At 60.1% G+C, this 12,898-nt stretch carries 13 protein-coding genes; 11 read left to right on the top strand and 2 right to left on the bottom strand.

Features of this window, described 5'->3' with window-relative positions; all coding sequences use genetic code 11:
- Positions 1-96: 96 nt before the first annotated feature.
- Both ACOYXG_RS27715 and ACOYXG_RS27710 read right to left on the bottom strand, forming a co-directional pair.
- Complete coding sequence (locus ACOYXG_RS27715) at positions 97-1,317, bottom strand: CaiB/BaiF CoA transferase family protein (RefSeq protein ID WP_460355161.1); 1,221 nt, start codon at positions 1,315-1,317, stop codon at positions 97-99.
- Between the two features lie 13 nt (positions 1,318-1,330).
- Entirely contained in the window at positions 1,331-2,512 is a 1,182-nt protein-coding gene (locus ACOYXG_RS27710) for an acyl-CoA dehydrogenase (RefSeq protein ID WP_003220420.1), read from the bottom strand.
- A gap of 157 nt (positions 2,513-2,669) precedes the next feature.
- On the opposite strand from ACOYXG_RS27710, the gene ACOYXG_RS27705 reads away from it, so the two are divergent.
- From ACOYXG_RS27705 to ACOYXG_RS27655, 11 genes are all read left to right on the top strand, one after another.
- A complete protein-coding gene (locus ACOYXG_RS27705; protein WP_027610191.1) occupies positions 2,670-3,569 on the top strand; it encodes a LysR family transcriptional regulator in 900 nt (299 codons plus the stop codon).
- Positions 3,570-4,003: 434 nt separating this feature from the next.
- Complete coding sequence (locus ACOYXG_RS27700; protein ID WP_103368013.1) at positions 4,004-5,125, top strand: Re/Si-specific NAD(P)(+) transhydrogenase subunit alpha; 1,122 nt, start codon at positions 4,004-4,006, stop codon at positions 5,123-5,125.
- 15 nt (positions 5,126-5,140) lie between these two features.
- Entirely contained in the window at positions 5,141-5,461 is a 321-nt protein-coding gene (locus tag ACOYXG_RS27695) for an NAD(P) transhydrogenase subunit alpha part 2 (RefSeq protein WP_003220416.1), read from the top strand.
- Positions 5,461-6,894, top strand: coding sequence for an NAD(P)(+) transhydrogenase (Re/Si-specific) subunit beta (locus ACOYXG_RS27690; RefSeq protein WP_027610192.1), 1,434 nt, complete (start codon positions 5,461-5,463; stop codon positions 6,892-6,894). The genes ACOYXG_RS27695 and ACOYXG_RS27690 overlap by 1 nt, the downstream gene beginning before the upstream one ends.
- Before the next feature lie 214 nt (positions 6,895-7,108).
- Positions 7,109-8,602, top strand: coding sequence for an acetyl-CoA hydrolase/transferase family protein (locus tag ACOYXG_RS27685; RefSeq protein ID WP_460355154.1), 1,494 nt, complete (start codon positions 7,109-7,111; stop codon positions 8,600-8,602).
- 320 nt (positions 8,603-8,922) lie between these two features.
- Positions 8,923-9,138, top strand: coding sequence for a DUF1127 domain-containing protein (locus tag ACOYXG_RS27680; protein WP_007962833.1), 216 nt, complete (start codon positions 8,923-8,925; stop codon positions 9,136-9,138).
- 255 nt (positions 9,139-9,393) lie between these two features.
- Positions 9,394-9,603, top strand: coding sequence for a DUF1127 domain-containing protein (locus tag ACOYXG_RS27675; protein ID WP_150369896.1), 210 nt, complete (start codon positions 9,394-9,396; stop codon positions 9,601-9,603).
- Positions 9,604-9,737: 134 nt separating this feature from the next.
- A complete protein-coding gene (locus tag ACOYXG_RS27670; protein ID WP_007962831.1) occupies positions 9,738-10,055 on the top strand; it encodes a DUF2388 domain-containing protein in 318 nt (105 codons plus the stop codon).
- A gap of 108 nt (positions 10,056-10,163) precedes the next feature.
- The gene (locus ACOYXG_RS27665; protein WP_027610195.1) at positions 10,164-10,469 is read left to right on the top strand and encodes a DUF2388 domain-containing protein; all 306 of its coding nucleotides are present in this window, start codon (positions 10,164-10,166) and stop codon (positions 10,467-10,469) included.
- 42 nt (positions 10,470-10,511) lie between these two features.
- Positions 10,512-10,832: a DUF2388 domain-containing protein gene (locus tag ACOYXG_RS27660; RefSeq protein WP_007911662.1), complete on the top strand. Its 321-nt coding sequence runs from the start codon at positions 10,512-10,514 to the stop codon at positions 10,830-10,832.
- On the top strand, positions 10,829-12,790 hold the full coding sequence (locus tag ACOYXG_RS27655) for a DUF7844 domain-containing protein (protein WP_096797303.1): 1,962 nt from the start codon (positions 10,829-10,831) through the stop codon (positions 12,788-12,790). The genes ACOYXG_RS27660 and ACOYXG_RS27655 overlap by 4 nt, the downstream gene beginning before the upstream one ends.
- The last annotated feature ends 108 nt before the right edge of the window (positions 12,791-12,898 follow it).

Raw genomic sequence — 12,898 nt, 5'->3', positions numbered from 1 at the left:
TCAGTTTTCTTTCAACAACTTACAGATCGGTTAAAAAACGCACAAATCCATCTATATATAGGCAGGAAACAGCCTTCTTCTATATAGAAGCGATACTCAAAGCACTCCATCAGCCTTGAGTGCTTCTACCGCGCCAGCGCCCAGACCCAGCACCCGCTGCAAAACCTCCAACGTATGCTCGCCCAATAAAGGAGGCGCGCGAAGGTACTCGACCGGTGTCTGCGACAGCCGGATCGGACTCGCCACCTGCGGGACCATCCCCGCCAGTGCATGCGGCAGCTCTATCGCCAACCCCCGCGCCTTCACCTGCGGATCCTCAAACACCTGGGACAGATCATTGATCGGCCCACACGGCACGCCCGCCTGCTCCAACTGCGCCACCCATTCGGCGGTGGTCTTGAATACCGTCGCCTGGCGGATCAGGGGAATCAACACCGCGCGGTTAGCCACCCGCAGCTTGTTAGTCGCGAATCGCGGATCGTCCACCCACTGCGGCTGGCCCACCACCTCGGCAAACTTGCGGAACTGGCCGTCATTGCCAACGGTAAGAATGAAATCACCGTCGGCCGTCGGGAAGTCCTGATAAGGCACGATGTTCGGGTGTGCATTACCCAGTCGTTTCGGCGCATTGCCAGTAGTCAGGTAGTTCATTGCCTGGTTCGCCAGGCATGCGACCTGCACATCCAGCAAAGCCATATCGATGTGCTGCCCGCCACCGTCGTGATCACGATGAGCCAGCGCCGCCAGAATCGCCACGGTCGAATATAGCCCCGTAAGAATGTCCGTCAGCGCCACTCCCACCTTCACCGGCCCGGCGCCTTCATCACCTTCAGGACGACCGGTCAGGCTCATCAGCCCGCCCAGCCCCTGGATCATAAAGTCATAACCGGCACGCTTGGCATACGGCCCGGTTTGACCGAAGCCAGTGATCGAGCAATAGATCAGGTCCGGATTGATCGCCTTCAGCGACTCGTAGTCCAGCCCATAGGCAGCCAGCCCACCGACCTTGAAGTTCTCGATCAGAATGTCCGACTTGGCCGCGAGGTCCCGCACAAGCTGCTGCCCCTCGGGGCGAGTGAAGTCGATCGTCACCGATTGCTTGTTGCGGTTGGCCGACAGGTAATAAGCCGCCTCACTGGTGTTCTCACCATAAGCGTCCTTAAGGAAGGGCGGCCCCCAGGCGCGCGTGTCGTCGCCATTGCCCGGGCGCTCGACCTTGATCACCTCGGCGCCAAGGTCGGCGAGAATCTGTCCGGCCCACGGCCCGGCCAGCACGCGTGATAAATCCAGTACTCGCAGATGCGACAGTGCGCCCATGGTCGCTCTCCTGTTAATAGAACGCCTGCAGGCCGGTTTGCGCGCGACCGAGGATCAGCGCGTGAACGTCATGGGTGCCTTCATAGGTATTCACCACTTCCAGGTTGACCAGATGACGGGCCACACCGAACTCGTCAGAGATACCGTTGCCACCCAGCATGTCACGGGCCATGCGAGCGATATCCAGCGACTTGCCACAGGAGTTGCGCTTCATGATCGAAGTGATTTCGACCGCCGCAGTGCCCTCATCCTTCATGCGCCCCAGACGCAGACAGCCTTGCAGCGCCAGAGTGATCTCGGTCTGCATGTCGGCCAGCTTCTTCTGGATCAGTTGGGTAGCGGCCAATGGACGCCCGAACTGCTGACGATCGAGGGTGTACTGGCGAGCGGTGTGCCAGCAGAACTCGGCAGCTCCCAAGGCTCCCCAAGAGATGCCGTAGCGTGCGGAGTTCAGGCAGGTGAACGGGCCTTTCAGACCGCGCACATCCGGGAAGATGTTCTCTTCCGGGACAAACACGTTGTCCATGACGATTTCGCCGGTGATCGAGGCGCGCAGGCCGACCTTGCCGTGAATCGCCGGTGCGCTCAGGCCCTTCCAGCCTTTTTCCAGTACGAAGCCACGGATGTCGCCGGCATCGTCTTTGGCCCAGACTACAAATACGTCGGCGATGGGGCTGTTGGTGATCCACATCTTGGCGCCGGTCAGGCTGTAGCCGCCGTCGACTTTGCGCGCACGGGTGATCATCGCACCCGGGTCGGAACCGTGGTTTGGCTCGGTCAGACCGAAGCAGCCGATCCACTCACCGGAGGCCAGTTTCGGCAGGTATTTCTGTTTCTGGGCTTCTGTGCCGAATTCGTTGATTGGCACCATTACCAGCGACGATTGCACACTCATCATCGAGCGGTAGCCGGAGTCGACACGCTCCACTTCGCGAGCAATCAGGCCGTAGCTGACATAGTTCAGGCCGCTGCCGCCGTACTGCTCAGGGATGGTCGCGCCGAGCAGGCCGACTTCGCCCATTTCGCGAAAGATCGCCGGGTCGGTTTTCTCATGGCGGAAAGCTTCAAGCACGCGGGGCGCCAGGCTCTGCTGAGCGAATTGGGCGGCGGTGTCACGGATCATGCGCTCTTCTTCGGTGAGCTGTTGATCCAGCAGCAGGGGATCGATCCAATTGAAGCTAGCTTTACCGCCCATGAGTGTGTCCTCGCAAATCGGTGAATTAACGTGGCATTGATCCTAGGCCCGGTTCGCCAGCGCGGCAAACGAGGATTTCGCATCCTGTTGTGCTAATTTCTCACTCCGAAACGTCGCTGAATGCCTTTTATGCGGCGCATTAGTGAGGTTGACGTACATGCGCAGAAAGATCCCCAGCACCACCGCCCTGATCAGCTTCGAAGCCGCCGCTCGCCACGAAAGCTTTACCAAGGCTGCCGAAGAACTTTCCCTCACCCAAGGCGCCATTTGCCGACAGATCGCCAGCCTTGAGGAGTTCCTCAGTGTGGAGCTTTTCCGGCGCTCGCGACGTGGAGTGAAGCTGACGGAAGCGGGACTTTCCTACAGCCGTCGGGTGGCCACGCAACTCGACGCCGTCGAGCGCGACACGCTCTCGGTCATGGGCCAGCAGGGCGCCAATGTGATCGAACTGGCGGTGGTGCCGACCTTCGGCACGCAATGGCTGCTGCCACGGCTCAAGGACTTCCAACTCAAACACCCGGAAGTAACGGTCAATCTCACCAACCGCACCCGCCCATTCCTGTTTGCCGACACTGATTTCGATGCGGCAATCTACTTTGGCGACGCCGATTGGTCGGGTACCGAATCCCACAGGCTGATGGGCGAAAATCCGATGCCGGTATGCAGCCCCGCTCTCCTCGGCAGCAAGAAACATCTGACACCCAACGAGATTGCCGAGCTGCCTCTGTTGCAGCAAACCACTCGCCCCTACGCCTGGCGCCAATGGTTCAATTCACAGCACCTGAACATCCCACGCGACATGACAGGCCCGCGCTACGAGCTATTCTCCATGCTGGCCCAAGCGGCCATGCACGACATGGGCATCGCGCTGATTCCACCGTTTCTGATTCAGCGCGAACTGGCCGAGAAACGCCTGGTGGTCGCCAACCCGAATGCGCTTTCCAGCATCAAGGCGTATTACCTGATGATTCCGGAGCGAAAGGTCGAATCGGCATCACTCAAGGCTTTTCGCGATTGGCTGGTCAATCAGGCAAACAGCTACAGCCTAGAAGGATAAAGGCTTACAGCGATTACTAACCCGGTAGTCAGGAAAATCAAAGCCCTACAGATATAAGTATTTGTCGCAAAATCACAGACTGTATCCGAAAGTCGTACAGACGTCCCACAAGCGCCTGAAGACGTGGCTTTGAGCCTTCATCCACGACTCATTACGGCCTATTCACGCCACCGATGAGAATTTTTTTCAAATTCAGCCAGAATCCTTGCAAGGCACGGCCTGCAAGGGATTCAACTGGCCATCTGCGACATTCGGTCACGGGATGACTTGTAGTTAATTTTCCGTCACCCGTCATAATCCCTTGAAGGGCATAAAGTTCGCCTGCAAAATGCCGCGCCCCGCCCTGATTTGGCGGGATCGTGCTGATCGGCCGCCCCAGTCGCACCATCCGCAGTGCCTGGGTTTACTCAATAAGATCACGCAGGAGATTTGACGTGCACATTGGTGTTCCTCTCGAAACCCAGACCGGTGAAACACGGGTTGCTGCAACCCCGGAAACCATTAAAAAGCTGATCAGCCAAGGCCATAAGGTCACTGTGCAAACCGGCGCCGGCGTTAAAGCCAGCGTTGTCGACAGTGCCTATGAAGCGGCGGGCGCAACCATTGGCAGTGCCAACGATGCGTTCGGCGCCGAGCTGATTCTCAAAGTGGTCGCTCCCAGCGACGCCGAACTGGCGCTGATCAAGCGCGGTACGGTGCTGGTGGGCATGCTCAACCCCTTCAATAACGACACCATTGCCAAAATGGCCGAGTGCGGGATCACTGCGTTCGCCCTCGAAGCGGCGCCGCGCACCTCTCGGGCGCAGAGTCTCGATGTGCTGTCGTCGCAGGCAAACATTGCCGGCTACAAGGCTGTGTTGCTGGCCGCGCACTACTATCCGCGTTTCATGCCGATGCTGATGACCGCTGCGGGCACCGTGAAAGCGGCGCGCGTACTGATTCTCGGCGCCGGTGTGGCCGGGTTGCAGGCGATTGCCACGGCGAAACGTCTGGGTGCGGTGATCGAAGCGTCTGACGTGCGTCCGGCGGTGAAGGAACAGATCGAATCCCTCGGCGCGAAGTTCGTCGATGTGCCTTACGAGTCTGACGAAGAGCGTGAATGCGCGGTCGGTGTCGGCGGTTACGCTCGCCCGATGCCGGCGAGCTGGATGCAACGTCAGGCCCAGGCTGTGCACGAACGCGCCAAGCAGGCCGACATCGTCATCACCACCGCACTGATCCCGGGCCGCAAGGCGCCGACACTGTTGAGCGCAGACACCGTGGCGCAGATGAAGCCGGGCTCGGTGGTCATCGACCTCGCGGCAGCTCAGGGCGGCAACTGCCCGCTGACCGTCGCCGATCAGGTCGTGGTCGAGAACGGCGTGACCATCGTCGGCCCGACCAACCTGGCCGGTGAAGTCGCTGCAGACGCCTCGGCGCTGTACGCCCGCAACCTGCTGGACTTCCTCAAGCTGGTGTTCACCAAAGAAGGCCAGTTCGACGTCAACCTCGAAGACGACATCGTCGCCGCGTGCCTGATGTGCCGCGACGGCCAAGTCATCCGCAAAAACGCCTAAGCAGGAATTCAGACGATGGAAGAGCTTATCTCCCCCGGTATCTACAACCTGATCATCTTCGTGCTGGCGATTTATGTCGGTTACCACGTGGTCTGGAACGTTACACCTGCGCTGCACACGCCGTTGATGGCGGTGACCAATGCCATTTCGGCAATCGTAATCGTCGGCGCCATGCTCGCTGCTGCGCTGACCGTCACGCCGCTGGGCAAGACCATGGGCACCCTCGCCGTGGCACTGGCTGCGGTCAACGTGTTTGGTGGCTTCCTGGTCACCCGCCGCATGCTTGAGATGTTCAAGAAGAAAGCCCCGAAAGCAAAAGAAGAGGCGCCGAAGTAATGAGCATGAATCTCGTCACGACGCTCTACCTGATCGCGTCGATCTGCTTTATCCAGGCCCTTAAAGGCCTGTCGCACCCGACCACGTCGCGGCGCGGCAACCTGTTCGGCATGCTCGGCATGGCGCTGGCCATCCTCACCACCATCGGCCTCATCTATAAGCTCGGTGCGGAACTGGCGACTGCCGGTATCGGTTACGTGATCGTCGGCCTGCTGATCGGCGGCACCGCCGGTTCGATCATGGCCAAGCGCGTCGAAATGACCAAGATGCCAGAGCTGGTCGCGTTCATGCACAGCATGATCGGTCTGGCGGCGGTGTTTATCGCCATTGCTGCGGTGGTTGAGCCGCAATCGCTGGGCATCGTCAAACATCTGGGCGATTCGATCCCGGCGGGCAACCGTCTGGAGCTGTTCCTCGGCGCGGCGATTGGTGCAATCACCTTTTCCGGCTCGGTGATCGCGTTCGGCAAGCTGTCGGGCAAGTACAAGTTCCGCCTGTTCCAGGGTGCGCCGGTACAGTTCGCCGGTCAGCACAAGCTCAACGCAGTACTGGGTCTGGCGACACTGGTGCTGGGCGTGACCTTCATGCTCACCGGCAACCTCGCAGCGTTCGCGCTGATGCTGGCCCTGGCGTTCGTGATGGGCGTGCTGATCATCATCCCGATTGGCGGCGCCGACATGCCGGTGGTGGTGTCGATGCTCAACAGCTATTCGGGCTGGGCGGCAGCGGGTATCGGCTTCTCGCTGAACAACTCGATGCTGATCATCGCCGGCTCACTGGTGGGTTCGAGCGGCGCGATCCTCTCGTACATCATGTGCAAGGCGATGAACCGTTCCTTCTTTAATGTACTGCTTGGCGGTTTCGGCAACACGGCCGACGCCGGACCTGCCGGTGCGAAAGAAGCCCGTCCGGTGAAATCCGGTTCGGCCGACGACGCGACCTTCCTGCTGACCAACGCCGACACCGTGATCATCGTCCCGGGTTACGGCCTGGCGGTGGCCCGTGCGCAGCATGCATTGAAAGAGCTGACCGAGAAACTGACCCATCGCGGCGTGACGGTGAAGTACGCGATTCACCCGGTGGCCGGTCGCATGCCCGGGCACATGAACGTCCTGCTCGCCGAGGCCGAAGTGCCTTACGACCAGGTGTTCGAGATGGAAGACATCAACTCCGAGTTCGGCCAGGCCGACGTGGTGCTGGTACTCGGCGCCAACGACGTGGTCAACCCGGCCGCCAAGAACGACCCGAAGTCGCCGATTGCCGGCATGCCGATTCTCGAAGCGTTCAAGGCCAAGACCATCATCGTCAACAAGCGCTCGATGGCCAGCGGTTATGCCGGTCTGGACAACGAACTGTTCTACCTGGACAAGACCATGATGGTGTTCGGCGACGCGAAAAAAGTCATCGAAGACATGGTCAAAGCGGTCGAGTAATTCTCCGCAGTTGCACCGGACGCCCCGACTTGTCGGGGCGTTTTTGTTTGCGCAAACCGTCGGACAATTTGCCGCGTTGTTGCAGATCCGGTAACGGTGTTTTACTTGAAACCCGCTAAATAGACGCCTCGTTTGCGACCTTGGTAGCGGGACAGGCGCCCGCGAAATTCACTAGACTGCGCATCCTGCTACTCGCTTCCCGAGAAAATAATCCATGTACCGTGACCGTATTCGCCTGCCTTCGTTGTTGGATAAAGTGATGAGCGCCGCCGACGCCGCCGCGCTGATTGAAGACGGCATGACCGTCGGCATGAGCGGCTTCACCCGCGCGGGCGAAGCCAAAGCTGTCCCTCACGCACTGGCCGAGCGAGCCAAGGTCACGCCGCTGAAGATCAGCCTGATGACCGGCGCGAGCCTGGGCAACGACCTCGACAAGCAACTGACCGAGGCCGGCGTGTTGTCGCGGCGCATGCCGTTCCAGGTCGATAGCACCTTGCGCAAGGCAATCAACGCCGGCGAAGTGATGTTCATCGACCAGCATCTGTCGGAAACCGTTGAACAGTTGCGCAACCAGCAACTGAAGCTGCCGGACATCGCGGTGATCGAAGCCGTGGCCATCACCGAGCAAGGCCACATCGTGCCGACCACCTCGGTGGGCAACTCGGCGAGCTTCGCGATTTTCGCCAAGCAGGTGATTGTCGAGATCAACCTGGCGCACAACGCCAACCTCGAAGGCCTGCATGACATCTATATCCCCACCTATCGCCCGACGCGCACGCCGATCCCGCTGGTGAAAGTCGACGATCGCATCGGCAGCACCGCGATCCCGATCCCGCCGGAGAAGATTGTCGCCATCGTCATCACCCAGCAGGCGGATTCGCCGTCCACGGTGTCGACCCCGGATGTCGACACCAATGCCATCGCCGAGCACCTGATCACCTTCTTCAAGCAGGAGGTCGACGCCGGGCGCATGACCAACAAGCTCGGCCCGTTGCAGGCCGGGATCGGCAACATCGCCAACGCGGTGATGTGCGGTCTGATCGATTCGCCGTTCGAAGACCTGACCATGTACTCCGAAGTGCTGCAGGACTCGACCTTCGACCTGATCGACGCCGGCAAGCTGAGCTTTGCGTCGGGCAGCTCGATCACTTTGTCGGAGCGGCGCAACAGCGACGTGTTCGGCAACCTGGATAAGTACAAGGACAAACTGGTGCTGCGCCCGCAGGAGATCTCCAACCACCCGGAAGTGGTGCGCCGACTGGGCATCATCGGCATCAACACCGCGCTGGAGTTCGACATCTACGGCAACGTCAACTCCACCCACGTCTGCGGCACGCGGATGATGAACGGCATTGGTGGCTCGGGCGACTTCGCGCGCAACGCACACCTCGCGGTGTTCGTGACCAAGTCGATCGCCAAGGGCGGCGCCATTTCCAGCGTGGTGCCGATGGTCAGCCACGTTGACCACACCGAGCATGACGTCGACATCCTGGTGACCGAAATCGGTCTGGCCGACCTGCGCGGCCTGGCCCCGCGCGAGCGCGCCCGGGTGATCATCGACAACTGTGTGCACCCGGACTATCGCCAGGCACTGAACGACTACTTCACCGCAGCGTGCGCCATCGGCGGCCATACCCCACATATCCTGCGAGAAGCCCTGAGCTGGCACATCAACCTGGAAGAAACCGGACGCATGCTCGCGGTGTAATCACACAGTCAAACCGCTGATGCAAACACAGTTTGTGTCAGCGAATTTTTTATCCCGCCACATCTGGCAAAAACTGTACTGCTGTACCGGTTGTTTCCTACAGATTTTGCCTACCTCCTTCCTCGAATTGAGCAAAAACGCACCACATTAGTGCTGACAGGTACAGTTTGCTCAATTTCGACCCGTACACCCCCTATAAACAGTTAACTGGTCACTCACAATACAGTTGAACTGTATCTAGAGAGACTAGGCAAACGAGAGGATCATGGGCACCAGTTAAACCACTACCTGATCCCGCCACAAGCGGAAGGATGTCAACCATGGAACGTACACTCAGTTCCGAACTGTTCTTCGAAGACAAAGCTGCAAAAAACCAGGCTTCCCTGCCTCTGCGCGTTATCGCCAACCTGATGTTGTGGCAGCGCCGCATCTCCAGCCGCCACCAACTGGCTCGCCTGGATTCGCGTCTGCTGGCTGACGCCGGTATCAGCGAAGCACAACGCTACGAAGAGCTGAGCAAGCCGTTCTGGCGCTAAGTAGCGTCGCTGGCTCTGGTCGTTAGACCCACCGCCAGCAACCCGAATTGAACACACAAGACCCGTCGCGGGAAACCGCGACGGGTTTTGTCGTTTCAGGGTTCGAAAATGCCCGTACAGCAGAATAATCAAAGTACAGGTACAGTTCTCAATAAACAAAATCTGAACCAGTACAATTTTTCATGAGTGTATCTGCTCGCCAAACTGCATCGGGCGCAGCATGTCCTTAACCCTCTTCGGTTTAAGGAAAACGCCATGAAAGGCTTACAGGATGTTTCGACAGCTTCGACTCTACCCCCCGCTCACTCGCACCCGTTGCGGCGCTTGTTTCGCCCCCTGTGGCAAGGACTGGAGCGCGCCAGGACGCGGCGCCTGCTGGCTCAACTGGACCAGCGCGACCTAGCGGATCTGGGCCTCAGCCATGCCGATCGGCTCAGAGAACTGGAGAAACCATTCTGGCGCTAGCATTCTGCCCACTGTCAGAACCTCGCGCGCAGGCCTAATATCCACGCCAGAACGTGGCGAATCTTCTGTAACCCGCGTCTGACTCATCAGACACAAGCCACCTCTCAATACGGTTTACTATCAGGAGATCCACCATGTCCCGTCTTCGCCTGCTCAGCGCTGCCGCCTTGCTGGCCGTGGCTGCCAACGCCAGTGCCTCCAGCTTCATTGTGACCACCGACGCCGTGGTTGGCGCGCTGAAATCCTCCTCGGACGCCACCTCCGATGTCAGCTCTTCGCTGCGTGACAACAAAGTCGTGATCGCCGCCCGTGACGACGCTGCCAGCTTCGTCGCCAGTGAAGGCCAGATTCGCGGCGTGAAACTGGAAAGCGCCCTCGACCTGATCCGCCATCAGGCACCGCAGCTGAACGCGACCGACTTCCAACTGGCGCAAGCCATCCTCGCGATCTGATCCGCCGTTGCAGCACGGGGCACGCCAGTCGTGTCCCGATGTTTCGCCGCTGGCTCTGGCCCGGGCATTTGCGCTAGCCTTGAAGCTCGTTAACCGTTACCGAGTCTCATGCGTTTATTCAGACTGCTTTTCCCTTGCGTATTGGTCAGTGCCTTCTGGGCGACCTCGGTCGATGCCTTTGATGTCTCCACACAAAACACCGTGGTCAGCGTTTGGGCGACCGGAATGGTGTCTTCCGCACCGTTCGACCGTAAACTGATCATCGCCGCTCACGATGACGCGGCGGCGTTTGTTGCCAGTGACGGTCAATTGCGCGGCGCGCAGCTCGAATCCGCCCTGCATTACTTGCGCAAATCCCGACCAAAACTTCATGTCAGCGACCTTGAACTGGCACAGGCAATTCTCGTCCAATAGTTATCATGATCCCTCGTTAACATTGCCCTCCGGAGTCGTTCCATGCGTAGCCCGCTGATCGCTGCCGCCCTTGGCCTGTTTTTGTTGGCCGATGTGGCCCAGGCACACACCCTGGTAGCCACCAGTAACATCATCGTTCGTGCCTCCCAGCGCACCATCGATTTCACCTCCGATACCACGACGTCGATTCGCGATTCGAAAATCATCCGCGAAGCCCACGACGATGCGGCCAGCTTCGTTGCCACCAACGGCGATATCCGCGGTGCGCACCTGGAAGCCGCCCTCAACACCTTGCGCACGCGCGTGCCGGAAGCCCGCGACGCCAGTGATCAGGTGCTCGCCGAAGCCATCCTCGCCCTGTGAAGTCACTTGGCGCCTGGCTACTGGCCGGGGCGTTGTTGCTGCTTGGCAACAGCGCCCACGCCAGCCTGCAATTGCGGCTCAAGACCGACGGCCTGAGCCCCGCCCAGCAGCAGGCCAGCCAGGCGCTGCTCGATGAAGCCATGCACAAGTTGCCGCCCAGCTTCGTCGAACAACTGGACCGGCGCATCGATGTCGGCTGGACCGACGACATGCCCGGTAACGCCTACGGCCAGGCGACCCTGGTTGCCGAGCTCGACCTGAACCGCAAACTGCTCGCCGGTCTCACCGACGGCAGCGCGGCCACAGAGAAAACCAATCGCCCCCATGGCACTGTGCGTCAGGAACTGCTGGCAACGGTGCTGCACGAACTCACCCACATTTACGATCGCGCGCGTCTGTGGCCCGCCGCCGAACGCACGCTGATCCAGCGCTGCACTCGCCGCAGCAACAGCGCCGGCCTGGTCGGCATTCCCGACGAGTGCCGAGGCCAGACCGAGCGCCGCTTTACCCTCAGCGATGATCCACGTCTGCTAGATCTCGCCGGCTGGCAACAGTACGTCGGGCGCCGCGGCGAGCGTGAACAGCACAACCGTCAGGTGGCCCGCAGTCCGGACCTGTATGAGATCTCCAGTCCGAAAGAGTTTGTCGCGGTCAACATGGAGTATTTCCTCCTCGACCCGAGCTACGCGTGTCGCCGTCCGGCGCTCTATCGCTACTACAAGGAGCGCTTCGGCTGGGCACCACCGGCCAAGGACACCTGCAGCAATACCTTCGCCTTTCTCAACGCCGGCAACGACTTCGCCAAACAGCCCTTGGGCCAGGTCGACCCGGAGCGGGTGTACGCCGTCGATTATCTGCTGGCAGAAGCCAACCAGAACTGGGTCAGCCGCTGGGGCCACAGCATGTTGCGTCTGGTGATCTGTGCGCCGGGCCGACCACGTGGCCCGGATTGCCGGCTCGACCTCGACCAGCATCTGGTGCTGTCCTACCGCGCCTTTGTCGGTGACGTGCAGCTGTCGAGCTGGGACGGTCTGGTCGGCAAGTACCCGTCGCGGCTGTTCGTGCTGCCGCTGGCCCAGGTGATCGACGAATACACCAAGACTGAATTGCGCAGCCTCGCCTCGGTGCCATTGAATCTGTCACGCGACGAGATCGAAGGCGTGGTCGAACACGCTGCCGAAATGCACTGGAGTTATGACGGCAACTACTTCTTCCTGTCGAACAACTGCGCGGTGGAAGGCCTGAAATTGCTGCGCAGCGGCAGCAACAACAAGCAACTCGTCGGCCTCGACAGCATCATGCCCAACGGCTTGCTGGAAGTGCTCAAAGGCCGGGGGCTGGCCGACACCAGCGTGCTCGACAATCCCAAGGAAGCCCTGCGCCTGGGTTATCGCTTCGACTCGTTCCGCGATCGCTATCAGGCGATGTTCGATGTGTTGAAAAAGCAGCTGCCGATCAAGCAAACCAGCGTCGAAGATTGGCTATCGCTGTCTGCCGAGGAACGTCGCCAGTGGTTCGAACGTGCAGACCTGCGCACCAGCGCTGCATTGCTCCTGCTGGAACAGGCGAGCTATCGCCGTCAGTTGCTGCTGGCCCAGGACGAGGTCAAGCAGCGTTACCTCGGCGCTCGGGAGCTGGAAAACGGCGGCATGGACAAGGCCAACGCCACCCTGCAGGAAATTCTCGCCAACAGCGGCTTCCTCAGTCGTCCGGCGGAACTGCTCGACAGCCGCGGCTACGGGCTGCCGCAACCGAGCGAGTTCAAGCGCCTGCAAGACGAAAGCGCCCAACGCCAGAAACAACTGCTGGCGCTGAGCGGCGATCTGGACAAGGAAGTGCGCAAGTTGCTGGAACCCAAGCGAGCGGCCGAAATTGCCGCCAGCGAAGCCAACGTGAAGCAGATCGGCGAGCATCTGCGCAAACTGCACAAGGCGTCCGGCGGACTGGAGCTACCCTGAGACAGAAAACTGGAACTGAATCTTGTGGCGAGGGAGCTTGCTCCCGCTCGGCTGCGCAGCAGTCGTGAATCGGTTGAATGCCGAATTTTCAGGGCTGCTCCGCGCCCC

Source organism: Pseudomonas sp. G3-39 (assembly GCF_054790485.1).
The sequence above is the reverse complement of the archived record's forward strand: the minus strand, read 5'-3'. Positions and strand labels throughout refer to the sequence as shown.

Excerpts from the sequence above, each read along its gene's own strand:
- ACOYXG_RS27710 (WP_003220420.1), bottom strand. The coding sequence starts at position 2,512 with ATGGGCGGTAAAGCTAGCTTCAATTGGATCGATCCCCTGCTGCTGGAT.
- ACOYXG_RS27715 (WP_460355161.1), bottom strand. The coding sequence starts at position 1,317 with ATGGGCGCACTGTCGCATCTGCGAGTACTGGATTTATCACGCGTGCTG.
- ACOYXG_RS27695 (WP_003220416.1), top strand. The coding sequence starts at position 5,141 with ATGGAAGAGCTTATCTCCCCCGGTATCTACAACCTGATCATCTTCGTG.
- ACOYXG_RS27705 (WP_027610191.1), top strand. The coding sequence starts at position 2,670 with ATGCGCAGAAAGATCCCCAGCACCACCGCCCTGATCAGCTTCGAAGCC.
- ACOYXG_RS27685 (WP_460355154.1), top strand. The coding sequence starts at position 7,109 with ATGTACCGTGACCGTATTCGCCTGCCTTCGTTGTTGGATAAAGTGATG.
- ACOYXG_RS27675 (WP_150369896.1), top strand. The coding sequence starts at position 9,394 with ATGAAAGGCTTACAGGATGTTTCGACAGCTTCGACTCTACCCCCCGCT.
- ACOYXG_RS27660 (WP_007911662.1), top strand. The coding sequence starts at position 10,512 with ATGCGTAGCCCGCTGATCGCTGCCGCCCTTGGCCTGTTTTTGTTGGCC.
- ACOYXG_RS27680 (WP_007962833.1), top strand. The coding sequence starts at position 8,923 with ATGGAACGTACACTCAGTTCCGAACTGTTCTTCGAAGACAAAGCTGCA.
- ACOYXG_RS27670 (WP_007962831.1), top strand. The coding sequence starts at position 9,738 with ATGTCCCGTCTTCGCCTGCTCAGCGCTGCCGCCTTGCTGGCCGTGGCT.
- ACOYXG_RS27665 (WP_027610195.1), top strand. The coding sequence starts at position 10,164 with ATGCGTTTATTCAGACTGCTTTTCCCTTGCGTATTGGTCAGTGCCTTC.
- ACOYXG_RS27690 (WP_027610192.1), top strand. The coding sequence starts at position 5,461 with ATGAGCATGAATCTCGTCACGACGCTCTACCTGATCGCGTCGATCTGC.